The sequence below is a fragment of the Pseudomonas paraeruginosa genome (assembly GCF_003025345.2).
GTDB lineage: Bacteria > Pseudomonadota > Gammaproteobacteria > Pseudomonadales > Pseudomonadaceae > Pseudomonas > Pseudomonas paraeruginosa.
Genome location: NZ_CP020560.1, coordinates 4482173 through 4505779 on the forward strand (window position 1 = coordinate 4482173; position 23607 = coordinate 4505779).

General features: G+C 67.7%; 16 protein-coding genes. 7 read left to right on the forward strand and 9 right to left on the reverse strand.

Translation table 11 applies throughout. The features are described from left to right. The first annotated feature begins 45 nt into the window (after positions 1–45). The gene (prpD, locus tag B7D75_RS21295; protein WP_034081422.1) at positions 46–1530 is read left to right on the forward strand and encodes a 2-methylcitrate dehydratase; all 1485 of its coding nucleotides are present in this window, start codon (positions 46–48) and stop codon (positions 1528–1530) included. Here the strand turns inward: prpD and B7D75_RS21300 are convergent. Beyond that, positions 1508–2296: an AraC family transcriptional regulator gene (locus tag B7D75_RS21300; protein ID WP_107114401.1), complete on the reverse strand. Its 789-nt coding sequence runs from the start codon at positions 2294–2296 to the stop codon at positions 1508–1510. The genes prpD and B7D75_RS21300 overlap by 23 nt on opposite strands. Positions 2297–2402: 106 nt before the next feature. On the opposite strand from B7D75_RS21300, the gene B7D75_RS21305 reads away from it, so the two are divergent. Further along, the gene (locus B7D75_RS21305) at positions 2403–3218 is read left to right on the forward strand and encodes a sulfite exporter TauE/SafE family protein (protein WP_107114402.1); all 816 of its coding nucleotides are present in this window, start codon (positions 2403–2405) and stop codon (positions 3216–3218) included. A 178-nt stretch (positions 3219–3396) separates the two neighbouring features. Here the strand turns inward: B7D75_RS21305 and B7D75_RS21310 are convergent, their stop codons facing one another. Further along, positions 3397–4812, reverse strand: coding sequence for an amino acid permease (locus B7D75_RS21310; RefSeq protein ID WP_034081419.1), 1416 nt, complete (start codon positions 4810–4812; stop codon positions 3397–3399). Positions 4813–5142: 330 nt separating this feature from the next. Next, entirely contained in the window at positions 5143–5352 is a 210-nt protein-coding gene (locus B7D75_RS21315) for a hypothetical protein (protein WP_023442815.1), read from the reverse strand. Positions 5353–5505: 153 nt separating this feature from the next. On the opposite strand from B7D75_RS21315, the gene B7D75_RS21320 reads away from it, so the two are divergent. Continuing rightward, positions 5506–8631 (forward strand): transglycosylase domain-containing protein, encoded by a 3126-nt coding sequence (locus tag B7D75_RS21320; RefSeq protein WP_107114403.1) that lies wholly within the window; start codon positions 5506–5508, stop codon positions 8629–8631. Positions 8632–8635: 4 nt separating this feature from the next. On the opposite strand, the gene B7D75_RS21325 is transcribed toward B7D75_RS21320, so the two are convergent. From B7D75_RS21325 to B7D75_RS21335, 3 genes are read right to left on the reverse strand one after another with little or no spacing between them, the layout of a single operon-like run. Continuing rightward, positions 8636–9799 (reverse strand): AAA family ATPase, encoded by a 1164-nt coding sequence (locus B7D75_RS21325; RefSeq protein ID WP_012077020.1) that lies wholly within the window; start codon positions 9797–9799, stop codon positions 8636–8638. Positions 9800–9854: 55 nt separating this feature from the next. Then, the gene (locus B7D75_RS21330) at positions 9855–10160 is read right to left on the reverse strand and encodes a DMT family transporter (protein WP_053817676.1); all 306 of its coding nucleotides are present in this window, start codon (positions 10158–10160) and stop codon (positions 9855–9857) included. A 9-nt stretch (positions 10161–10169) separates the two neighbouring features. Then, the gene (locus tag B7D75_RS21335; RefSeq protein ID WP_043101390.1) at positions 10170–10808 is read right to left on the reverse strand and encodes an FMN-dependent NADH-azoreductase; all 639 of its coding nucleotides are present in this window, start codon (positions 10806–10808) and stop codon (positions 10170–10172) included. Between the two features lie 125 nt (positions 10809–10933). Here B7D75_RS21335 and B7D75_RS21340 point away from each other — a divergent pair, with 125 nt between their 5' ends. Beyond that, a complete protein-coding gene (locus B7D75_RS21340; RefSeq protein ID WP_079381709.1) occupies positions 10934–11863 on the forward strand; it encodes a LysR substrate-binding domain-containing protein in 930 nt (309 codons plus the stop codon). Between the two features lie 141 nt (positions 11864–12004). Here the strand turns inward: B7D75_RS21340 and putP are convergent, their stop codons facing one another. Together putP and putA are read right to left on the reverse strand one after the other, a co-directional pair. Next, on the reverse strand, positions 12005–13525 hold the full coding sequence (gene putP / locus B7D75_RS21345) for a sodium/proline symporter PutP (RefSeq protein ID WP_033996906.1): 1521 nt from the start codon (positions 13523–13525) through the stop codon (positions 12005–12007). Positions 13526–13835: 310 nt separating this feature from the next. Next, a complete protein-coding gene (putA, locus tag B7D75_RS21350) occupies positions 13836–17018 on the reverse strand; it encodes a bifunctional proline dehydrogenase/L-glutamate gamma-semialdehyde dehydrogenase PutA (RefSeq protein ID WP_107114404.1) in 3183 nt (1060 codons plus the stop codon). Positions 17019–17481: 463 nt separating this feature from the next. Here putA and B7D75_RS21355 point away from each other — a divergent pair, with 463 nt between their 5' ends. Then, a complete protein-coding gene (locus tag B7D75_RS21355; RefSeq protein ID WP_107114405.1) occupies positions 17482–19545 on the forward strand; it encodes a TonB-dependent receptor in 2064 nt (687 codons plus the stop codon). A 127-nt stretch (positions 19546–19672) separates the two neighbouring features. On the opposite strand, the gene B7D75_RS21360 is transcribed toward B7D75_RS21355, so the two are convergent. Next, positions 19673–20425: a helix-turn-helix domain-containing protein gene (locus B7D75_RS21360; RefSeq protein WP_033996899.1), complete on the reverse strand. Its 753-nt coding sequence runs from the start codon at positions 20423–20425 to the stop codon at positions 19673–19675. A gap of 191 nt (positions 20426–20616) precedes the next feature. On the opposite strand from B7D75_RS21360, the gene lon reads away from it, so the two are divergent. Both lon and B7D75_RS21370 read left to right on the forward strand, forming a co-directional pair. Then, a complete protein-coding gene (gene lon, locus B7D75_RS21365) occupies positions 20617–23016 on the forward strand; it encodes an endopeptidase La (RefSeq protein WP_012077027.1) in 2400 nt (799 codons plus the stop codon). A gap of 109 nt (positions 23017–23125) precedes the next feature. Next, on the forward strand, positions 23126–23527 hold the full coding sequence (locus B7D75_RS21370) for a protease inhibitor I42 family protein (protein WP_033996896.1): 402 nt from the start codon (positions 23126–23128) through the stop codon (positions 23525–23527). Positions 23528–23607 lie beyond the last annotated feature (80 nt).

Consider the following 23607-nt stretch of genomic DNA (forward strand, 5'->3'; position numbering starts at 1 on the left):
TGACCCGAGAGGAAACCCACCACTTACGAACCACTGGAGTACGCGATGAGTGCCAACGTCGATCTCAACCAACGTCCCGACTACGACGCCGTCCTGCAGGACATCGCCGACTACGTGCTGGACTACCGCATCGATTCCACGGAGGCCCTGGACACCGCCCGCAACTGCCTGATGGATACCCTCGGCTGCGGCCTGCTGGCGCTGCGCTTCCCGGAATGCACCAAGCACCTCGGCCCGCTGGTCGAGGGCACCCTGGTCCCGCACGGCGCGCGGGTGCCGGGCACCTCCTTCCGGCTCGACCCGGTCAAGGCCGCCTGGGACATCGGCTGCATCGTCCGCTGGCTGGACTACAACGACACCTGGCTGGCCGCCGAGTGGGGCCATCCCTCGGACAACCTCGGCGGCATCCTCGCCGTCGCCGACCACCTCTCGCAGAAACGCCTGGCCAACGGCGAAGCGCCGCTGAGCATGCGCCAGGTACTGGAAGCGATGATCATGGCCCACGAGATCCAGGGCGTGATCGCCCTGGAGAACTCGTTCAATCGCGTCGGCCTCGACCATGTGCTGCTGGTCAAGGTCGCTTCCACCGCCGTCTGCGCCAAGCTGATGGGAGCCGACCGCGAGCAACTGCTGGCCGCCCTCTCCCACGCCTTCGTCGACGGCCAGGCCCTGCGCACCTACCGTCACGCGCCGAACGCCGGCTCACGCAAGTCCTGGGCCGCTGGCGACGCAACGAGCCGCGGCGTGCGCCTGGCGGACATCGCCCTGCGCGGCGAGATGGGCATTCCCGGCGTGCTCAGCGCGCCACAGTGGGGTTTCTACGATGTCCTGTTCAGCCACACCAACAAGGACCTGGCGACCAAGCCCGAAGACAAGCGGCGCTTCGGCTTTCCCCAGGGCTACGGCAGCTACGTGATGGAAAACGTGCTGTTCAAGATCAGCTTCCCCGCCGAATTCCACGCGCAGACCGCCGCCGAGGCCGCCGTGCGCCTGCACCCGCTGGTGAAGGACCGCCTGCAACGGATCAGCCGCATCGTCATCACCACCCACGAGTCGGCGATCCGCATCATTTCCAAGGTCGGCCCGCTGGCCAACCCCGCCGACCGCGACCATTGCCTGCAGTACATGACCGCCGTGCCGCTGATCTTCGGCGACCTGGTCGCCGAGCACTACGAGGATGCCTTCCACGCCGCCCACCCACTGATCGATCGCTTGCGCGAGAAAATGGAGATCGTCGAGGAGCCGCGCTACAGCCGTGAATACCTGGAGGCGGACAAGCGTTCCATCGCCAACGCCGTGGAAGTGTTCTTCGACGACGGCAGCAGCACCGGCCAGGTCGCCGTGGAGTACCCGCTCGGCCATCGCCGCCGGCGCGCCGAAGGCATTCCGCTGCTGCAGGAGAAGTTCAAGGCCAACCTGGCCACGCGCTTCCCGCCGCAGCGCTGCCAGAGGATCTTCGACCTGTGCAGCCACCAGGCATCGCTGGAAGCCACGCCGGTGAACCGCTTCATGGACCTCCTGGCGATCTGAGCGCGCCCGCCTGGAAGGCACTGGGCGGCTGGCCGAGGACCCGGCGGAACATGGTCGAGAAGGCTGCCGGGCTCTCGTAGCCGCAGTCCAGGGCGATGGCGGTGACCGTTTCGCCGCCGGCCAGCCGCGCCAGGGCCTGCACCACGCAGGCGCGCTGCTTCCAGGCGCCGAAGCTGAGCCCGGTATGGCGCCGGAACAGCCGGTTGAAGCCACGCAGGCTGATATGCAGGCGAGCGGCCCAGTCCATGGCGGCCATGCGGATATCGGGACGGTCGAGGAACGCTTCGCACAACGCCAGCCAGCGCGCCTCCGTCGGCAGCGGCACATGCAACGGCAAGGGCTCGGCCGCGGCCAGTTCGTGCAGCAGCAGGCTCGCCAGGGCACCGTCGCGCCCCTCCAGGTCGTACTCCGCCGGCATGTCCACCGCCGCCATCAGCAATTGCCGCAGCAACGGCGAAACCGCCAGCACCTGGCAACGCGCCGGCATCGCCGCCAGGACGCCCGGCTCGATGTAGACACTGCGGGTGCTGACGCCAAGCATCCTGACCTCGTGCTCGACCTGCGGTGGAATCCATACCGCCCGCTGCGGCGGCACCACCCAGCTGCCATCGACGGTACGCACCTGCATGACCCCGCTGGCGCCGTACAGCAACTGCGCGCGACGATGACGGTGGCGTGCCAGCAGGTAGCCATCGGGATAGTCGGTACCCATGGCCACCACCTCGCGAGGAGTGGCCTCGTACTGGTCGATGGGAGCGTTGCGCATGGTAAGGTCGCCTGGCCGAAACGCGAACAGTATTGGCCAACCCTGTGAAGCAGGCCAAGCCCCAGCGGCCTATCGTGAGCCTCCGTTCCCGCTGCGGAAGCCTTCCATGTTCTATCTCCTGCTCACCCTCTGCGGCTGTCTCACCGGGGTCAGCGCCGTGCTGTTCGGCTTCGGCGGCGGCTTCGTGGTGGTGCCGCTGCTCTATCACCTGCTGCAACTGGGGCGCGCCGCCGACGACCCGCTGGCCCAGGCGGCCATGCAGGTCGCGGTGGCCACCTCGACCTGCGTGATGATCGTCAACGCCGCCCTCGCCACCTATCGCCACCAGCGCGCCGGCAGCCTGCTGCGCGCATACCTCTGGCCGCTGGGCGCGTACATCGGCGTCGGCGCGGTGCTCGGCGCGGCGCTGGTCGGCCTGGCCAGCGGCGATTTCATCCGCCTGGCCTTCGTCGTCTATCTCGCCGTCACCATCCTCGACTGCCTGCTACGCCGCGGTTTCCTCAGCCGCGCCGACGAACGCCCGGCGCGGCCGCTGGGCGTCGGCGAGACGCGCCTGGGCGGAACGCTGATCGGTGCGATCGCCACCTTCCTCGGCGTCGGCGGCAGCGTGATGACCGTACCACTGCTGCGCCGCTGCGGGCTGAGCATGACCCAGGCGACCTCCATGGCCAACCCGCTGAGCCTGCCGGTGGCTCTCGGCGGCACCCTCACCTACCTGGTCCTGGCCGGCTACCAGGCGCAGGACCTGGGTCGCGGCTTCATCGGCTACATCGACCTGCCGGCCTTCGCCACCCTGGCCGGCGGCGGCTGGCTCGGCATCCGCCTGGCGACCCCGCTGATCGGGCGGATTCCCGACGCGCTGCACGCGCGGGTGTACATCGGGCTGCTGGCAGCGGTGATGCTGAGCATGCTGGCGGGCTGATGCCCCGCCACGTCCCGGCGGCTAGCCGCAAGCGGTTATTCGCCCTACCGCCGTGGAGCGAGCCTGGGTAGGGCGAACAACGCCAGCGGCGTTGTCCGCCGGATGCACCGGGTCGGATATCGGCGCAACGAAAAAGGGCCTCGTCCGAGGCCCTCTTTCCTTTCCGGCGCTACACCGCTCAGGACGCCGCGCGGCTCACCGCGCCGGCACCGGCAGGTTCCTTCGGCGCCAGGTTGAAGGCGTAGTACAGGACGGTCAGCAGCAGGATGAACGGCGGGCCGATGTACAGGGCGATGCGGGTGTCCTCGAAGAAGGCCATGAGCACCACCACCATCACCAGGAACGCCAGCGCCAGGTAGGAACTGACCGGGTACAGCCACATGCGGTATTGCAGCTTGTCGCGCTCGGCCGGGCTCAGGGTCCTGCGGAAGCGCAGCTGGGCCAGCAGGATCATCGCCCAGGTCCAGATCGCGCCGAAGGTGGCGATGGAGGTCACCCAGACGAACACCTTCTCCGGCACCAGGTAGTTCAGCAACACGCCCAGCAGCAGCGCCAGGATCGACAGGATCAGCGCCCGGCGCGGTACGCCGCTGCGCGAGGCCTTGCCGAAGAAGGCCGGGGCCTGGCGATGCTGGGCCAGGCTGTAGAGCATGCGCCCGGTGCTGAAGATGCCGCCGTTGCAGGACGACAGCGCGGCGGTGATCACCACGAAGTTGATGATCCCGGCGGCGGTCTTGATGCCCATGCGCTCGAAGGTCATGACGAAGGGGCTGCCCTGGGTGCCGATCTCGTTCCACGGGTAGAGCGACATGATCACGAACAGCGAGCCGACATAGAACAGCAGGATGCGCCAGAACACCGAGTTGATCGCGCTGGGAATGGTCCTGGTCGGGTTACGCGCCTCGCCGGCGGTAAGGCCGATCATTTCCACCCCGAGGTAGGCGAACATCACCATCTGCAGCGACATCAGCACGCCCTGGATGCCGTTGGGCATGAAGCCACCGTGGGCCCAGAGGTTGGAGATGCCGGTGGCGATGCCGTCGTTGCCGAAGCCGAAGGCGATCATGCCGATGCCGACCACCACCATCGCCAGGATGGTGACGATCTTGATCAGGGCGAACCAGAACTCGAACTCGCCGAAGGCGCGCACCGCGATGAGGTTGATCGTGCCCATGCTCGCCAGGGCCGCCAGGGCCCAGATCCAGCGCGGCACGTCGGGGAACCAGATACCCATGTAGACGGCGACGGCGGTGATCTCGGCGACACAGGTCACCAGCCAGAGGAACCAGTAGTTCCAGCCGGTGATGAAGCCCGCCAGCGGGCCCAGGTAGTCCTTGGCGTACTGGCTGAAGGAACCGGCCACCGGATTGTGCACCGCCATCTCGCCGAGGGCGCGCATGATCACCAGGATCGCCAGGCCGCCGAGGATGTAGGAGATCATGATGGCCGGGCCGGCCATCTGGATGGCCTTCGCCGAGCCCAGGAACAGGCCGACGCCGATACAGGCGCCGAGCGCCATCAGGCGGATGTGTCGCTCACCGAGCTCGCGCTTCAGGGAGCCGTCTTGAACCTTCTGTTCGCCGACAGACGACATGGGAACAACCTCATTTTGTTATTGAGATAGATCAGTTGCGAACTCGCTCGTGCGGTCGGGGTAGGGAAGCGGATTTCACCAACGGCGCGGCCCCTGCGCGGTACCGCACAGCGGGCGACGACGGGGCGTCATAGGTTCCAGGACTGCACACCGGAAGAGGCTGTCCGCTCTCGTGGAGCGAACGTGGGCATTGCGGGAGTCGACTACAACTGAGGTCGGGCCGGAGTTTTACACAAGATTTCGAGGCCGTCATGCTCCGTGACGGGGCAACTGGACCAAAGGCGTAAGCGCCGCCGGAGGTGGCCCGCGCTGAATGGTTTCACCGCGAGTTCAGCGCAGGGGCTCGCGGCAGTGGAGATCGCGATAGGGACCGTCGAGCCTTACCCAACCGTCCCCCGGCGAGGTCTGCATGCAGGCGACCTGGCCGTCGAGCTTGCTCTGCCATTTGTAGAAGGGCGCCGGCGCGGCCTGCGCCGCGAGGCCGGAGAAACCCGCCAGGACGACAATGGCGAGAAGGGGGAAAAGTGTGCGCATCGACATTCCGGACCCGAAACACAAGGAACTCAGACAGACACTCTAACCCCTGCGCCACGCCGCTCCAACCCTCGGTCGTCCGATGCCGCCAGGGGGATTTTCCTTGCACGAATGACAGCAGGGTTGCAACGGGACAACTAGACTTCCCCCCAGGTGCGGATGAATTGCGCAGCTACAGGCGGTGCGAGCATGGGTGCATCAGAACGATCCACGAACGACCCTTCCGAGCTGCAACCCTGCGGTCTGCCTGCCGCCGCTCCCTCTCGAAAAAACCGCCTGCGCCAACGCCTGATGCTGCTCGGCTTCGCCTTGCCGATCCTCGGCGCGGTGGGCATCGTGGTACTTCACGAAGCGCACACTTCGCGCCTGCAGGCGCGCGAGCTGGCACGCTACGCCGCGACCCTGGACTACGCGGTGGGCCAGGGACCCAGCGAGGCCATCCGGTTCCCGGAGGACGGCCCGTTCGACCGCCGCCTCGGCTACCAGTTGCTGCCGTCCTTCATGCAGCGCCTGTACGACCGCGACTACACCATCACCCGCCAGGCGCGCTTCTCCCCGGCGCTGATGCGCTACACCGAACACCGGCTGTTCCCGCCCTACGCGGAGAAGCCCCAGGCCGGGCTGGACATAGCCGACTGCCGCGGCGTGCCGATCTACGACTTCCGTTATCCGCAACGGCGCTACGCGAACTTCTCCAGCCTGCCGCCGCTGGCGGTGCAGAGCCTGCTGTTCATCGAGAACCGCGACCTGCTCGATCATGAGCGCCCCTACCTCAACCCGGCGGTGGACTGGGGCCGCTTCACCCAGGCGGCGCTGTCGCAGGTCGGCAGGATGCTCGGCTTCAGCGCGCACTCCTCCGGCGGCAGCACCCTGGCGACCCAGATCGAAAAGTACCGCCACTCTTCCGAGGGCCGCACCACCAGCATCGGCGACAAGCTGCGGCAGATGTTCTCGGCCAGCGTGCGCAGCTATCGCGAAGGTCCGGCGAACTTCGCCGCGCGCCAGGGCATCGTGCTCACCTACCTGAACTCGGTGCCGCTGTCGGCGGCGCCGGGCTACGGCGAGGTCACCGGCCTGGCCGACGGCCTGTGGGTCTGGTACGGCGCCGATTACCGGCAGGTCGGCGCGGCCCTCGACGGCAAGGCCGGACTGGCCGCCCAGGGCCTGGCCCTGCGCCAGGTGCTGGCGCTGATGATCGCCCACCGGCGGCCTTCCTTCTACCTGGCGCCGCGCGGCCGCGACGAGCTGAACCGGATGACCGACAGCCACCTGCGGGTGCTGGCCCAGGCGGGCATCATCGAGGCACCGCTACGCGACGCGGCGCTGGCGCAGAAGCTGGCGTTCCGCGACTCGCGCAGCCAGCCGACGGTACAACCGCTGCCGACCAACAAGGGCGTGACCCTGGCGCGTACCCGCCTGGCCGGGATGCTCGGCGTGCCGCTGTACGACCTCGACCGTCTCGACCTGCGGGCCAATACCACCCTCCAGCACGAGTTGCAGGAAAGCGTCAGCGCCTACCTGCAGAAACTCGCCGACCCGGACTACGCCGCCCAGCTCGGCCTGATCGGCGAACGCCTGCTGACCCCGAGCTCGACCGGCGCGGTGCGCTACAGCTTCACCCTGTTCGAACGCACGCCGAGCGGCAACCAGGTGCGGGTGCAGACCGACAACACCGACCAGCCCTTCGACATCAACGAAGGCAGCAAGCTGGAGCTGGGCTCCACCGCCAAGCTGCGGGTGCTGGCCAGCTACCTGGAGAGCGTCGCGCAGATCCACCGCGACTATGGCGGCATGAGCGTCGCCGAGCTGCGCAAGGTGGAAGTGGAGCCGCTCGATTTCATCCTCCGCTGGGGCATCGACTACCTGATGGCCAGCCGCGACCGCGATCTTTCCGCGATGCTCCAGGCGGCCATGGAACGGCGCTATTCGGCCAGCCCCTACGAGAGCTTCTTCACCGGCGGCGGGCTGCACACCTTCAACAACTTCCGCAAGGAAGACAACGGCCGCCGGCCGATGCTGCTGGAAGCCCTGCGCGAATCGATCAACCTGCCCTTCGTGCGCCTGCTGCGCGACCTGATCCGCCACGACATCTACCAGAACGCCGGGAGCAAGGTGCAATTGCTGGCCGACGACAAGGACCCGCGCCGCGCCGACTACCTCGACCGTTTCGTCGACAAGGAAAGCCAGGTCTACCTGCGCCGCTTCTGGGTCAAGTACCGCGACAAGGACGCCAACCAGCGCCTGGAGACCTTTCTCGACGGCCTGCGTCCCTGGCCGGTGCGTCTGGCTGCGATCCATCGCTACCTGCGGCCGCAGGCCGACCTGGCGAGCTTCAGCGCCTTCCTCCGCGAACGCCTGCCCCGCGGCAGCCTGACCGACAAGCGCGCCGCCGAGCTGTACCAGCGCTACGGCCCGGGCAAGTTCAACCTCAACGACCAGGGCTACGTCGCCCGCGTGCACCCGCTGGAGCTATGGCTGCTCGGCTACCTGCAGAAGCAGCCGCAGGCGACTTTCGGCGAGGCGGTGGCGGCCAGCGGTGCCGAGCGCAAGGAGGTCTACGGCTGGCTGTTCAAGTCGCGGCACAAGAACGCCCGCGACAAGCGCATCCGCATCCTGCTGGAGGTGGAGGCCTTCCTCGACCTGCACCAGCAGTGGAAGAAGCTCGGCTATCCCTTCGATCACCTGGTGCCGTCCTACGCCACCGCCCTGGGCAGCTCCGGCGACCGCCCGGCGGCGCTGGCCGAACTGATGGGGATCATCGTCAACGACGGCGTGCGCATGCCGACCCTGCGCCTGGAGCACCTCGACTTCGCCCTGGGTACGCCCTACGAGACGCGCTTCGCGCCGGAAGCCACCCTCGGCCAGCGGGTGATGACCTCGGAAGTCGCCACTACCCTGCGCAACGCGCTGTCCCAGGTGGTCGACGCCGGCACCGCGCGACGCCTGCAAGGCACCTTCAGCCGTCCGGACGGCGCGCCGCTGGTGATGGGCGGCAAGACCGGCACCGGCGACAACCGCCTGCAGACCTTCAGCGCCGGCGGCCAGGTGCGCAGCTCGAAGGCGCTGAACCGCACCGCCACTTTCGTCTTCTACATCGGCCCGCGGCACTTCGGTACCCTCACCGCCTACGTCGACGGCAGCGAGTCGAGCCAGTTCAAGTTCACCTCGGCCCTGCCGGTGCAGGTGCTCAAGGGCATGGCGCCGATCCTCCGGGACTACCTCGACCCGCGCACCGCCACGCGCTGCCAGGTGCCATTGGCGCCGCAACAGATCGGCCGCCTGTAGCGGTTCAGCGCACCGGCCAGTACCAGGCCGGCCGGTCGAGTTCGCGCAGGCCCTGCACGCGGGTTTCGCCGAAGTCCTTCTCCAGCCCCAGCGCATGGCATTCCGGCTGTTCTTCGAGCGCCGCGATCAGCCGCGCGGCGTGCGACACCACCAGCACCTGGGAGCGTTGCGCGGCCTGGCCGACCAGGCGCCCCAGAGCCGGCAGCAGGTCGGGGTGCAGGCTGGTTTCCGGTTCGTTGAGCACCAGCAGCGCCGGCGGCCTCGGCGACAGCAGCGCGGCAACCCACAGCAGGTAGCGCAGGGTGCCATCCGACAGCTCCGCGGTGCGCAGCGGCCGCAGCAGGCCGGGCTGTTCGATCAGCATCTCGAAGCGCCCGCCCGGGTTGTCGATGTGCAGGCGGCTGCCGGGAAAGGCGTCGTCCACCGCCTCGTCCAGCGCCGCCGCGTCGCCGATCTCGCGGATGGTCTGCAGGGCCGCGGCCAGGTCGGCGCCGTCGGCGCCGAGCACCGGGGTATGGGTGCCGATCTGCGGGCGCCGCGCCGGCGCCTCGGCGTCGCTGCGGAAATGGTCGTAGAAGCGCCAGGAACGGATCCGCTCGCGCAGGCCGAGCAGTTCCGGCACCTGTCGCGGATCCACCGCCGCGCCCAGCATGCTGTCGAAGCTGGCGAGGTGCTGCGCCACTACCTCCCAGCGACCGCCACCACCGCGTGTACGCAACAGCGGCCCGCGACGGTCGACGAGGACATTGGCCGGGCGCAGGAACGGGCCGGCCCAGATGCATTCGCGCTTGATCACCGGATCGAGGCCGAACTTGCTCTGGCTTGGCTGCGGCAGGCCGAGATCGATGCAATAGCCGAAATCCTCCCCGGCGAAACCCAGGCGCAGGTTTACCGACTGCCTGCGCACGCTGCCCTCGATCGGCTGCGCGCCGCTGCGCATGGCCCGGCTGATGTCCTCCGGCCCCGCCCACAGGGTCGACTGCAGGCCGCCCTCGCGCGCCAGCGACGGAATCACTTCGCCGCGCGCGCTGTCCGCCAGCAGGCGCAGGGCACGGTAGACGTTGGACTTGCCGGCGCCATTGGCGCCGGTGATCAGGTTCAGGCGCCGCAGCGGCATCACCAGGTCGCGCAGGGTACGGTAGTTGGACACCGCCAGGGTGGTCAGCATGGCTGCTCTCGAAGGGACGGAAACGCCGCCGATTGTAGGTCAAACGCCGCACCCCTTACTTGAGCCCGGCCACTCCGGCGACGATCAACCCGACCGAGACCAGCTTCACCGCCGTCAGGCTCTCGCCGAGCAGGAGCACGCCGAGGAACACCGTGCCCAGCGAGCCGATCGCGGTCCAGATCGGATAGGCGACGCTGACCGGCAGTTCGCGCAGCGCCAGGGTCAGGAAATAGATCCCGCCGAGCGCCGCGACCAGCGTCAGCAGCGACGGCCAGAGCCTGCCGAAGCCGTTGGAGAACTTCATGCCCATGGCGAAGGCGACCTCGAAGGCCGCCGCCACCAGCAGATGGAACCAGGCCATGGCGCCTCCTCAGATCGACCGCGCCAGCGCCAGCAGCCGCTGTTCCGCCTCGGCGCAGGAGTCGGCGAAGGACTTGCCGCCGGACTCCTCGCCCTCCGCCGCGACCACCGTGACCTGGTCGATGCCGATGAACCCCAGCGCGGTGCGCAGCCAGGGATCGGCGTGGTTCATCGCCTGGTTCTCACCGCCCGGCCCGAAGCCGTGGCCGCCGCGACTGGTGACGATCAGCGCCCTTTTCCCATGTACCAGCGGCCGGTACTGGCCGACGCCATTGTCGAGGACGAAATCGAAGGTCACTCCGAGGCGCACGATCTGGTCGATCCAGGCCTTCAGGCCGCTGGGCACGCTGAAGTTGTACATCGGCGTGGAGATCACCAGCAGGTCGCTGTCGAGCAGTTCGCCCACCAGTTGGTCGCTCAGCGCCAGGTCGGCCCGCATCGCCAGCGAACGCTGTTCCGGCTGGGGATGGAAGGCGGCGGCGACGAAGGCCTCGCTGACCGCCGGCACCAAAGCCCGGCCGACTTCGCGGCGGGTCGGGCGGGCCTGTGGATGGGCCTGCTGGTAGGCAACGAGGAAAGCTTCGGCCAGGCGCCGCGACTGCGAGCGCTCGCCCCTCGGACTGGCATGGACAACAAGAACTCTATTCATCTGTATCTCCTTGGATTCGGCTAGACTCGAAGCACCTTGCGGCCCTTCGCTTGCAGGCAAAACTATTGGCGGCGAGGGCCGTCGACAAATGAGCAATAGTTGTTCCGGGTGAATTGAATTCATCCATGGAGATTCCAATGTTCGCTTCCCTGCCGCTGACCGCGCTGCGCACCTTCGAATCGGCGGCCCGCCAGTCGAGCTTCAAGGCCGCCGCCGAGGAGCTTTCGGTGACGCCGACCGCCGTCTCCCACCAGATCCGTTCGCTGGAAGCCTGTCTCGGCGTTCCGCTGTTCCAGCGCCTGCCACGGCAGGTGCGCCTGACCGACTGCGGCGAACGGCTGTTCCGCAGCCTGCACGGGGCGCTGCTGGAGATTTCGCAGAGCGTCGACACGCTGCGTCCGCAGCGCAGCGGCGGCAACCTGACGGTTTCCACCACGCCGGCCTTCGCCGCCCTCTGGCTGGTGCCACGCCTCGGCCGCTTCTATGCCGCCCACCCGCAGATCAACCTGCGCCTGGACACCAACTGCGAAGTCCTCGACCTGCACCAGGACGCCAGCATCGACCTGGTGATCCGCTACAGCCTCGACGACTACCCGAACTTCTACGGCCTCTGCCTGTTCGACGAATGCTTCGCGGTCTACGGCTCGCCGGCCCAGGTCGCCCTGGCCGCGGAGCAGCGGCCGACCCTGATCAGCGTGCGCTGGCACAACTCCAGGCTCTACGCCCACGGCTGGGAAGCCTGGTGCGCGCAGGCCGGCGAGAGCTGGATGCAAGGCCGACCGGTGGTCCGCCAGTACGACGAGGAGCACTATGCCCTGCAGGCGGCCATCGCCGGCCAGGGACTGGTGCTGGCCAGTTCGATCCTGGTTTCGGAAAGCGTCGCCAGCGGCCTGCTGCAACCCTACAGGCCGGAGATCAGCGTCGACGGCGCCGGCTACAGCGCGCTGTGCGTGCCCGGACGGGAACGTCATCCACCGGTGAAGGCATTCTTCGAATGGCTGAGGCTGGAGGCACGACAGTCGGGACACGCTTGCCGGCTGGAGCGGGACGCCTGAGTCGCGCGACGAGATGGGGGCAACGCGGCCGCCGTTATCCGTCCTGCGCGGCCAGGCGCAGACGCCGGAAAAAACGACGGCCCGCACCTTGCGGGGCGGGCCGTCGCGATGGGCGGGCGCTTCACGCGCCCGCAGGCTCGATCAGCGCTGGGTTACCGGAGCGGCGGACCCTTGGTGCGCCTCGCGGTACTCCTGCTCCGCATCGTCGAAGCGCTTGAGCATGCTCGTCGAAGGCGCCTTGCCGACCAGGCTGAAGACGACGATGGCGACGCTGGCGAAGAGGAAGCCGGGGATGATCTCGTACAGGCCGGTCCAGCCCAGCAGGTTCTTCCACAGGATCACCGTCACCGCGCCGACGATCATGCCGGCCAGCGCGCCGTTGCGGGTCATCCGCTTCCACAGCAGGGAGAACAGCACCAGCGGGCCGAAGGCGGCGCCGAAGCCGGCCCAGGCATAGGACACCAGGCCGAGCACGCGGTTTTCCGGGTTGGATGCCAGCCAGATGGCGATCACCGCCACCAGCAGCACCATGGCGCGGCCGACCCAGACCAGTTCCAGCTGGCTGGCGCCCTTGCGCAGGAAGGCCTTGTAGAAGTCCTCGGTGAGCGCCGAGGAGCAGACCAGCAGCTGGCAGCTCAGGGTGCTCATCACCGCGGCGAGGATGGCGGACAGCAGCACGCCGGCGACCCACGGGTTGAACAGGATCTTGGCCAGTTCGATGAACACCCGCTCAGGGTTCTCGCCGACCGCTCCGGCCTGCTCCGGATGCGCCTGGAAGTAGGCGATGCCGAAGAAGCCAACGGCCACGGCGCCGCCGAGGCAGAGGATCATCCAGGTCATGGAGATGCGGCGCGCGGCCGGGATCGATTTCACCGAGTCGGCGGCCATGAAGCGCGCCAGGATGTGCGGCTGGCCGAAGTAGCCCAGGCCCCAGGCCATCAGCGAGATCACGCCGATGAAGGAAGCGCCCTTGAGCATGTCGAAGCTGGTCGCGTCCTTCAGCTCGATGGCGGTGAAGGTCGGCTCGACGCCGCCGGTGGCGATCATCACGATCACCGGGGTGAGGATCAGCGCGAAGATCATCAGCGAGGCCTGCACGGTGTCGGTCCAGCTCACCGCGAGGAAGCCGCCGATGAAGGTGTAGGCGATGGTCGCCGCGGCGCCGGCCCACAGCGCGGTCTCGTAGGAGAGGCCGAAGGTGCTCTCGAACAGGCGCGCGCCGGCGACGATGCCCGAGGCGCAGTAGATGGTGAAGAACACCAGGATCACCAGGGCCGAGAAGATCCGCAGCAGGCGGCTGTTGTCCTCGAAGCGGTTGGTGAAGTAGTCGGGCAGGGTCAGCGCGTTGCCGTTGTGCTCGGTCTGCACCCGCAGGCGGCCGGCGACGAACAGCCAGTTGAGGTAGGCGCCGACGATCAGGCCGATGGCGATCCAGCTTTCGGACAGGCCGGACAGGTACACCGCGCCGGGCAGGCCCATCAGCAGCCAGCCGCTCATGTCGGAGGCGCCGGCGGACAGCGCCGTGACGAAGCTGCCGAGGCTGCGGCCGCCGAGGATGTAGTCGGAGAAGTTGTTGGTGGAGCGATATGCCGCCAGGCCGATCAGGACCATGGCCGCGATGTAGATCACGAAGGTGATCAGCGTGGGCGTATTGACACTCATAGGGACTCCCCTATTGCTTGTTTTTATCCGGGCCCTTGCGTGTGCAAGCAACGGGTAGCGGGCCCTTGGTTGGCAGAATGGCGCTTGTGGCGTCACTCCGTGAGTGCTTGCCGGAGCAAGCCGGAAACGCGGGTGGCCTCAAACGAGTCCGAACAGGCCCACGCCTCACGATCCCTCCCCTGTCGGGCAGGGAAAATCGTCCTTTATGGTCCGTTCCGGGCACGCACCGGAACGGCGGTCATTTCCACGGTGCCCGCCACGGCGGACCCCGGAAACCGACCCGGGCGCCAAGGCGCCCGGGAACGGAGTATCACTCGGCGTCGGCCAGCGACAGCAGCGACGCGTTGCCGCCCACCGCGGTGGTGTTCACCGAGGTGGTGCGCTCGCTGACGAAACGCAGCAGGTAGTTCGGCCCGCCGGCCTTGGGACCGGTGCCGGACAGCCCGTGGCCGCCGAACGGTTGCACGCCCACCACCGCGCCGATCTGGTTGCGGTTGACGTAGAGGTTGCCGACCCGCGCCAGCTCTTCGATGCGGCGGGCGGTTTCCTCGTTGCGGCTGTGGACCCCCATGGTCAGGCCGAAACCGGTGGCGTTGATCGCCTGCACGACCTTTTCCAGGTCCTGAGCGGCGTAGCGCACCACGTGCAGCACCGGGCCGAAGTTCTCTTTCTTCAGCTCGTCGATGCCGCTGATCTCGAACGCGACGGGAGCGACGAAGTGACCGTTCAGGTTGCCCGGCACCGGGGTCTCGGCGATCAGCTTGCCGGCGGCCTTCAGCGCGGCGATGTGCTGCTCCAGGCCGGCCTTGGCCTCGGCGTCGATCACCGGGCCGACGTCGCTGACGCGCACATCGGTCGGACCGACCTTCAGCTCGGCCATGGCGCCCCTGAGCAACTCGATCACCCGCTCGGCGATGTCCTGCTGCACGTACATCACGCGCAGCGCGGAGCAACGCTGGCCGGCGCTGGTGAAGGCGGATTGTACCGCATCCTTGATCACCTGTTCCGGCAAAGCGGTGGAATCGACGATCATCGCGTTCTGCCCACCGGTCTCGGCGATCAGGGTGGCGATGGCGCCGGGCTTCTCGGCCAGTTGGCGGTTGATGATGCGGGCGGTGTCGGTGGAGCCGGTGAAGGCCACCCCGGCGACCCGCGCGTCACGGCAGAACACGCCGCCGAGGGTGGCGCCGTCGCCCGGCAGCAGGGCGATCACGTCCTTCGGCAGGCCGGCTTCGAACATCAGTTCGACGGTGCGCGCGGCGATCAGGCTAGTCTGCTCGGCCGGCTTGGCCAGCACGGTGTTGCCGGCGACCAGCGCGGCGCTGATCTGGCCGAGGAAGATCGCCAGCGGGAAGTTCCACGGGCTGACGCAGGCGAAGATGCCGCGGCCCTCGTAGAACAGCTCGTTGCGCTCGCCGGTCGGGCCGCGCAGTTCCTCGCGGACCAGGCGCTGGCGGGCCTGCTGGGCGTAGTAGCGGCAGAAGTCGACCGCCTCGCGGATCTCGTCGATACCGTCCTGCAGCGACTTGCCGGCTTCCAGGGTGCACAGCGCCATCAGCTCGCCGCGCTGGGCTTCCAGCAGGTCGGCGAGGCGTTCGAGGATGCCGGCGCGCTCGTCCACCGGGGTGGCGCTCCAGCGCGGCCAGGCCGCCTGCAACACGTCGAGGGCCTTGCCGGCCTGCTCGGCGGACGCGTACTGGACGCTGCCGACCAGCTTCTCCAGGTCGTACGGGCAACGCACTTCGTGGGCCGGGCCGGAGAGCTTCTCGCCGTTGACGATCGGCGCAGCTTGCCACTGGCGGGTCAGGTGCGGCTTGTAGGCGAGCTCCAGCTCGTTCCACTGGTTCTGGATGTTCATGTTGATGCCCTGGGAGTTTTTCCGCCCGGCGCCGAAGATCGCCTGGGGCAGAGGGATACGGTCGTTGGCCAGCGTCTTGAACTGGCGCAGTTGGGTAACCGGGTGCTGGATCAGCGTCTCCACCGGCACGCGCGGGTCCACCAGCTTGTGCACGAAGGAAGAGTTGGCGCCGTTCTCCAGCAGGCGCCGGACCAGGTACGGCAGCAGGTCCTTGTGCGCGCCGACCGGGGCGTAGATGCGCACGTTGCGGCGGTACTTCTCGATCACCGTGTCGTACAGCGCGTCGCCCATGCCGTGCAGGCGCTGGAACTCGAAGTCGCGCTCCTCGCCGCCGGCGGCCCTGGCCTCGTCGGCCAGGGCGAGGATGGCGCTGACCGTGTGGGCATTGTGGCTGGCGAACTGCGGGTAGATCACCCCGCGGGTGTGCTCGCTGAGCAGGTAGCGGGCGCAGGCCAGATAGGAAGTGTCGGTGCCTTCCTTGCGGGTGTAGACGGGGTAGCCGTCGGCGCCCTGCACCTGGCACTGCTTGATCTCGCTGTCCCAGTAGGCGCCCTTCACCAGGCGCAGCGGGATGCGCGCGCCGAGTTCGCGGCCGAGCAGGGTCAGCCACACCAGCACCGGCAGGCAGCGCTTGGAGTAGGCCTGGATGACCAGGCCGAACTCGCCCCAGCCAACGATGGCCGGGTCGCGCATCAGCTTCTCGTAGAGTTCGAGGGACAGCTCCAGGCGATCGGCTTCCTCGGCGTCGATGGTGATGCCGACGTTCAGCTTGCGCGCGCGCACCGCCAGTTCCAGGACGTTGGCGAACAGCTCGCTGAGCACCCGCTCGCGCTGCGCCACTTCGTAGCGCGGATGCAGCGCCGAGAGCTTGATCGAGATCGACGGCCGCGGCCCCGGACCAACCTGCGGCTCGGCGCCGACGGTGTCGATGGCCTGGCGGTAGTCGGCCATGTATTTCTCGGCGTCGGCGGCGGTCAGCGCGGCCTCGCCGAGCATGTCGAAGGAATAGGTGTAGCCCTGCTCGCGGCATGGACGGCCGTTCTTCAGCGCTTCGGAGATGGTCCGGCCAAGCACGAACTGCTTGCCCATCAGCTTCATCGCCTGGTTCATCGCGGCGCGGATCACCGGTTCGCCGGAACGCTGCACCAGGCGGCTGATGACGCTCGGGGCGCGGCCGTCGGTGCGTTCGTCGATGTTCACCACCTTGCCGGTCATCACCAGGCCCCAGGCAGCGAAATTGACCAGCACGTTGTCGCTCTGGCCGAGATGGCGCTGCCAGTCGGCGGCGGACAGCTTGTCGCGGATCAGCGCGTCGGCGGTCGCCGCGTCAGGCACACGCAACAGCGCCTCGGCCAGGCACATCAGCATCAGGCCTTCCTGGGTGTCCAGGCTGTATTGGCGCAGGAGTGCGTCGAGGGTATCGACGGCGTTGTCCCGGCTGCGCACGGTTTCGATCAGTGCGCGGGCGTTGCGGCGGATAGCCTCGATGCCGTCGGGACCGGGGTCGGCGAGCTGCAGCAGTTCGCCCAGGTAGGCTTCCTCGTCGACCGCGTAGTTGGCGCTGACGACGGGGAAGAATTCGGCTGCGGACCGGGTCTGGTCCTCGCCCTGCAAGACGTGACTGGCTTTGAACATCACGCCCTCCTCTTGTGGAGCCATTGTTATTGAAAGAAGTCCGGCCAGGCGTCCATTGCCCGGGGCACCGCCGCCGACGGGTGGTGCCGGCGGCGCGGCACGTCCTGTGGCGCGGGAATACGGATCAGTATGGGCCAGGCCCATTCCGCCGGCGCGAGGCATCAGCGGATAGCGGAATGTAGTGGCTGCGAGAGGGGCGATTCTTGCGAAAGGCTCTGGAGTTTTTGCGGAAAACTCCTGGCCGCGGAACTTTCCCGTTCCTCTTCGCCGGCAGGCATGCGGACATTGCCGCTGCTCGTCGGCACGACGCCATGCAGAGTGGCTACGCGGGTCTATCGACACAAAAAGAAATAATATAACATCCCAAAAAATACGCCGATCCGACCCCGTCGCCCTTCCTCCGGGAAGGGCCTGGGTTCGCTTTGGCCTGAAAAAAGTCCGTCCCATGACCATGGAGCCCGCAATGTCCTCTTCCGGCCTTTTCCCTTCCCGTCCGCTCTGGCCTCTCACGCCACTGGCACTGGCCTGCCTGATCGTTTCGGGGGAAACGCTCGGCGCCGACGGCCGCCCCAGCGAATTGCCCTCCCAGGTGATCACCGCCAACCCGCTGGGCAACCAATCTCCCGCCACACCCAGCAGCGTGCTCGAAGGCGACGAGCTGACCCTGCGACAGAAAGGCAGCCTCGGCGAAACCCTCAACGGCCTGCCCGGGGTGTCCTCCACCTACTTCGGACCGGGCGCCAGCCGACCGGTGATCCGCGGCATGGACGGCGACCGCATCCGCCTGCTGCGCAACGGCGTCGGCGCGCTCGACGCCTCGTCGCTGTCCTACGACCACGCGGTGCCGGAAGACCCCAACAGCGTCGAGCGACTGGAAGTGGTACGCGGCCCGGCCGCCCTGCTCTACGGCGGCAATGCCATCGGCGGGGTGGTGAACAGCTTCGACAACCGCATCCCCAGCGAACCCGTCGACGGCATCCACGGCAGCGGCGAACTGCGCTACGGCGGCGCCGACACCACTCGTAGCCGTTCCGGCGCACTGGAGGCCGGTGACGGCAACTTCGCCCTGCACGTGGACGCCGCCAGCCGCGAGTTCAACGACGTCAGGATTCCCGGCTACGCCCATTCCAGCCGCCAGCGGCAGATCGACGGCGACACCGGCAAGCATCGGGTGCAGAACAGCGACGGCCGCCAGGACGGCGGCGCCGTCGGTGGCTCCTATCACTGGGAGCACGGTTACGCCGGCCTTTCCTATAGCGGCTATGACAGCAACTATGGCTCGCCGGCCGAGGACGACGTGCGCCTGAAGATGCAGCAGGACCGCTACGCCTTCGCCTCGGAGATCCGCGACCTCGAAGGCCCGTTCACCTCGCTGAAGCTGGACGCCGCCTATACCAAGTACGAACACAAGGAAATCGAAGACGGCGAGACCGGCACCACCTTCAAGAACGAAGGCTACGAAGGCCGCATCGAGGCCCGCCACCGCCCGCTCGGCCCGCTGAACGGGGTGGTCGGCGCGCAGTTCGCCAACAGCCGCTTCTCCGCCCTCGGCGAGGAAGCCTTCGTGCCGCACACGGAAACCGACAGCGCCGCGTTGTTCGCCCTGGAGGAATGGAAGCTCAGCGACCGCCTCGACCTCAGCTTCGGCGCGCGCCTGGAGCACACCCGCGTGGACCCCGACGCCAAGGGCAACGAGCGCTTCGCCGAGAACGACGGTTCGCAGAGCTTCACCACCGGCAGCCTGTCCAGCGGCGCGGTGTACAAGCTGACGCCGATCTGGTCGCTGGCCGCCACCCTCAGCTACACCGAGCGCGCACCGACCTTCTACGAGCTGTACGCCAACGGCCCGCACGCCGCCACCGGCACCTACGAGGTGGGCGATGCCGACGCGGACAAGGAAAAGGCGGTCTCCACCGACCTCGCCCTGCGCTTCGACAACGGCGTGCACAAGGGCAGCGTCGGCGTGTTCTACAGCCGCTTCTCCAACTACATCGGCCTGCTCGCCAGCGGTCGCCAGCGCAACGAGGAAGGCGAAGTGGTCGCCGCCGGCGACGACGAGGCGCTGCCGGAATACCTCTACAGCAGCGTTCGCGCGGACTTCTACGGTGTCGAGGCGCAGGACCGCATCCATCTGCTGGAAAGCCCGTACGGCAACTTCGACCTGGAACTCTCCGGCGACTATACCCGCGCCAAGAACAAGGACACCGGCGAACCGCTGCCACGCATCGCCCCGCTGCGCCTGAACAGCGCGCTGATCTGGGAATTGCAGCAGTGGCAGGCGCGGGTCGACGTCGAGCACGCCTCCTCGCAGCATCGGGTGCCGGAGGAAGAACTCTCCACCGACGGCTACACCACCCTCGGCGCCAGCCTCGGCTACAACTTCGATCTCGGCGAGAGCCGCTGGCTGGCCTTCGTCAAGGGCACCAACCTGACCAACCAGACCGTGCGCTACGCCAGTTCGATCCTGCGCGACCGGGTGCCGGCGGCGGGACGCGGCGTCGAGGCGGGGGTGAAGGTGGCGTTCTGAGCCAGGCCGTGCGGGACCAATCCGCTCGGCGGATGACGTCCGCGCCGTTATCCGCCCTACGCCACTCCCGGCAGGGCGGATAGCCGCTGCGCTTAATCCGCCGAAGGTGGCGAAGGGCGGACGGCGCTCAGCCCTTGCGCAGCGACTTCGGCGTCAGCCCCAGGTAGCGGCGCATCGCCGTGGTCAGCGCGCTCTGGCTGGAGAAGCCGCACTCCCCGGCGATCCGCACCAGCGGCAGGCGGCTTTCCCGCAGCAGCCGCGCGGCGCAGTCCAGGCGGACCTTGAGCAGGTACTGGTGCGGGGTCAGGCCGACGCTGTCCTTGAACTGCGCGTGGAAATGGCTCGGGCTGAGGCAGGCGACCTGGGCCAGTTCAGCGACCGTGATGCGCCGCGCCAGGTTCTGCACGATGTGCGCATCCAGGCGTTCCAGGTCCAGCGGACCGCTGGCCGGCAGCGGTTGCTGCTCGCCGAACAGGCGCAGGTGCAGGGCACGGATCAGCACGCCGCCGAGAGCGCGGGTCAGCAGCGGGTCGCTGCCGTAGCGCGCCAGTTCTGCCCCGGCGTAGCTGAGCAGGTTCTGGAAGTCGGCATCCAGGGTCGGGTAGCGCGGCGCCTCGAACAGGCGGGCGAGCAGGTCGGGGTCTTCCGGGGTCGGGTTGTCCTCGCCCAGGTCGATGATCAGCATGCGGTTGTCGCCCACCCCGGCGAATACGTGACCCGCCTCGCCCGGCACCAGGCAGGCGCGCATCCGGCAGACTTCCCCGCCACAGCCGTTGACCTCGAATTCGGCGCGCCCGGCCAGGGACATCACCAGTTGATGATGCTCGTGGGCGTGGGTATGCGACTGGTCGGGCAGGCGGATGAGGCGGGTGTCGAACATGAACGGCAACTGCTCAATTTTTGCGCACTTTACTCGATTTGCCCGGCGCTGCCCAGCATCTCGCCGCAACTGGCACCGGCGTACCGCGGACTCCGTGGAAACCTCCGGCAACATCCCCTGCGCGGGCAGGGATTGAAACCCTCCCCCGGGGCCCCATCTAGACTCTCATGTTTCAGTCAGTCAGGTGCCTCATGAGCGACCAGGACGTTAATCCCGAACACATCAGCGACGCACAGCCCACCAGCACCGGCCTGGTGCTGCCCGGCCAGACCCTGCCGACCACCCTGTACGTGATCCCGATCCACAACCGCCCGTTCTTCCCGGCGCAGGTGCTGCCGGTGATCGTCAACGAAGAGCCGTGGGCGGAAACCCTCGAACTGGTGGCCAAGACCGACCACCATTCGCTGGCCCTGTTCTTCATGGACAACCCGCCGGAAGACCCGCGCCACTTCGACGTCAACAGCCTGCCCGAGCACGGCACGCTGGTCCGCGTGCACCATGCCTCGCGCGAGGGCGGCAAGCTGCAGTTCGTCGCCCAGGGCCTGTCGCGGGTGCGTATCCGCGGCTGGATCAAGCGCCACCGCCCGCCATTCATGGTCGAGGTGGACTATCCGAAGACCCCGATCGACCCCAGCGACGAGGTGAAGGCATACGGCATGGCCCTGATCAACGCGATCAAGGAGCTGCTGCCGCTCAACCCGCTGTACAGCGAAGAACTGAAGAACTACCTGAACCGCTTCAGCCCCAACGATCCGTCGCCGCTCACCGACTTCGCCGCGGCCCTGACCACCGCGCCCGGCGCCGAGCTGCAGGAGGTGCTGGACACCGTGCCGATCCTCAAGCGCATGGAGAAGGTCCTGCCGCTGCTGCGCAAGGAAGTGGAGGTCGCGCGCCTGCAGAAGGAGCTGTCCGCCGAGGTCAACCGCAAGATCGGCGAACACCAGCGCGAATTCTTCCTCAAGGAACAGCTGAAGATCATCCAGCAGGAGTTGGGCATCACCAAGGACGACAAGAGCGCCGACGCCGATGAATTCCGCGCCCGCCTGGAAGGCAAGGTGCTGCCCGAGCAGGCGCGCAAGCGCATCGACGAAGAGCTGAACAAGCTGTCGATCCTCGAGAGCGGCTCGCCCGAGTACGCCGTCACCCGCAACTACCTGGACTGGGCCACTGCCCTGCCCTGGGGCGTGTACGGCAAGGACAGGCTCGACCTCAAGCATGCGCGCAAGGTCCTCGACAAGCATCACGCGGGCCTCGACGACATCAAGGATCGCATCCTCGAATTCCTCGCCGTGGGTAGTTTCAAGGGCGAAATCGCCGGCTCCATCGTGCTCCTGGTCGGCCCGCCGGGGGTGGGCAAGACCAGCATCGGCAAGTCCATCGCCGAGAGCCTCGGCCGGCCGTTCTATCGTTTCAGCGTCGGCGGCATGCGCGACGAGGCGGAGATCAAGGGCCACCGACGCACCTACATCGGCGCCCTGCCCGGCAAGCTGGTGCAGGCCTTGAAGGAAGTCGAGGTGATGAACCCGGTGATCATGCTCGACGAGATCGACAAGCTCGGCGCCAGCTACCAGGGCGACCCGGCCTCGGCGCTGCTGGAAACCCTCGACCCGGAGCAGAACGTCGAATTCCTCGACCACTACCTGGACCTGCGCCTGGACCTGTCCAAGGTGCTGTTCGTCTGTACCGCCAACACCCTCGACTCGATCCCTGGCCCGCTGCTCGACCGGATGGAGGTGATCCGCCTGTCCGGCTACATCTCCGAGGAAAAGCTGGCGATCGCCAAGCGCCACCTGTGGCCCAAGCAACTGGACAAGGCCGGCGTGCCGAAGGGTCGCCTGAGCATCAGCGACGCCGCCCTGCGCGCGGTGATCGAGGGTTACGCCCGCGAGGCCGGGGTGCGCCAGCTGGAGAAACAGCTGGGCAAGCTGGTGCGCAAGTCGGTGGTCAAGTTGCTGGAAGACCCCGAGTCGAAAGTGAAGATCGGTCCCAGGGACCTCGAGGACTACCTCGGCATGCCGGTATTCCGCAGCGAGCAGGTGCTTTCCGGGATCGGCGTGATCACCGGCCTGGCCTGGACCAGCATGGGCGGCGCCACCCTGCCGATCGAGGCCACGCGCATCCACACGCTGAACCGCGGCTTCAAGCTGACCGGCCAGCTCGGCGACGTGATGAAGGAGTCGGCCGAGATCGCCTATAGCTACATCGGCTCGCAGTTGAAGAAGTATGGCGGCGACCCGACCTTCTTCGACCAGGCCTTCGTCCACCTGCACGTGCCGGAAGGCGCGACGCCCAAGGACGGCCCCAGCGCCGGCGTCACCATGGCCAGCGCGCTACTTTCCCTGGCGCGCAACCAGGCACCGAAGAAGGGCGTGGCGATGACCGGCGAACTGACCCTGACCGGCCAGGTCCTGCCGATCGGCGGGGTACGCGAGAAGGTGATCGCTGCCCGACGGCAGAAGATCTTCGAGCTGATCCTGCCGGAGGCCAACCGCGGCAACTTCGAGGAACTGCCCGAGTACCTCAAGGAAGGCCTCACCGTGCACTTCGCCAAGCGTTATGGCGACGTGGCCAGGGTGCTGTTCCCGGCCTGATCCGCGAGCGCCCGGCCGGTATCCCGGCCGGGCGCCACGTCAACCTTGGCACTGGGACGCCGCCAGGGTTTATGCTGGCGTCCTTTCCATTCGAGCCGAGGAACGCTGCATGTCCTTTTCCCCCTCCCGTCTGCTGCTGCCATTGTCCATCGCGGTCCTGACCGGTTGCGCCGGACAACAGAAGCCGGTGGTCAGCCTGGACGACGCCGACGACTGCTCGCCGCTGAAGCTGACGCAAGGCCAGGAACTGGTGCTGACCCTGCCGAGCAATCCCACCACCGGCTTCCGCTGGGAACTGCGCAACCCCGCTGCCGGCGTGCTCAGGCGCCTCGGGCCGGAGGTCTACAGCAACCCGGACGACAACGGACTGGTCGGCAGCGGAGGCGAATCGACCTGGCGCTTCCGCGCCGCCGCCAGCGGCGACGATCGCCTGGAACTGGTCTACCGGCGGCCCTGGGAAAAGGACGCGGAACCGGCGGAAAGCTTCTCCTGCGCGATCCAGGTGCGCTGAACGCGCGCCACGACGGACACATTCTGTAGGAAGCGCGCCGCCCCACCGCACCCTGACCTGGCCTATCCTGGCAGCCCCTG

Coding starts and splice junctions, on each gene's coding strand:
- putA (WP_107114404.1), bottom strand. CDS start 17,018: ATGTTCAAAGCCAGTCACGTCTTGCAGGGCGAGGACCAGACCCGGTCC.
- B7D75_RS21340 (WP_079381709.1), top strand. CDS start 10,934: ATGGAGATTCCAATGTTCGCTTCCCTGCCGCTGACCGCGCTGCGCACC.
- B7D75_RS21300 (WP_107114401.1), bottom strand. CDS start 2,296: ATGCGCAACGCTCCCATCGACCAGTACGAGGCCACTCCTCGCGAGGTG.
- B7D75_RS21310 (WP_034081419.1), bottom strand. CDS start 4,812: ATGTCGTCTGTCGGCGAACAGAAGGTTCAAGACGGCTCCCTGAAGCGC.
- B7D75_RS21315 (WP_023442815.1), bottom strand. CDS start 5,352: ATGTCGATGCGCACACTTTTCCCCCTTCTCGCCATTGTCGTCCTGGCG.
- lon (WP_012077027.1), top strand. CDS start 20,617: ATGAGCGACCAGGACGTTAATCCCGAACACATCAGCGACGCACAGCCC.
- B7D75_RS21335 (WP_043101390.1), bottom strand. CDS start 10,808: ATGAATAGAGTTCTTGTTGTCCATGCCAGTCCGAGGGGCGAGCGCTCG.
- B7D75_RS21360 (WP_033996899.1), bottom strand. CDS start 20,425: ATGTTCGACACCCGCCTCATCCGCCTGCCCGACCAGTCGCATACCCAC.
- prpD (WP_034081422.1), top strand. CDS start 46: ATGAGTGCCAACGTCGATCTCAACCAACGTCCCGACTACGACGCCGTC.
- B7D75_RS21355 (WP_107114405.1), top strand. CDS start 17,482: ATGTCCTCTTCCGGCCTTTTCCCTTCCCGTCCGCTCTGGCCTCTCACG.
- B7D75_RS21305 (WP_107114402.1), top strand. CDS start 2,403: ATGTTCTATCTCCTGCTCACCCTCTGCGGCTGTCTCACCGGGGTCAGC.
- B7D75_RS21325 (WP_012077020.1), bottom strand. CDS start 9,799: ATGCTGACCACCCTGGCGGTGTCCAACTACCGTACCCTGCGCGACCTG.
- putP (WP_033996906.1), bottom strand. CDS start 13,525: ATGAGTGTCAATACGCCCACGCTGATCACCTTCGTGATCTACATCGCG.
- B7D75_RS21320 (WP_107114403.1), top strand. CDS start 5,506: ATGAATTGCGCAGCTACAGGCGGTGCGAGCATGGGTGCATCAGAACGA.
- B7D75_RS21330 (WP_053817676.1), bottom strand. CDS start 10,160: ATGGCCTGGTTCCATCTGCTGGTGGCGGCGGCCTTCGAGGTCGCCTTC.
- B7D75_RS21370 (WP_033996896.1), top strand. CDS start 23,126: ATGTCCTTTTCCCCCTCCCGTCTGCTGCTGCCATTGTCCATCGCGGTC.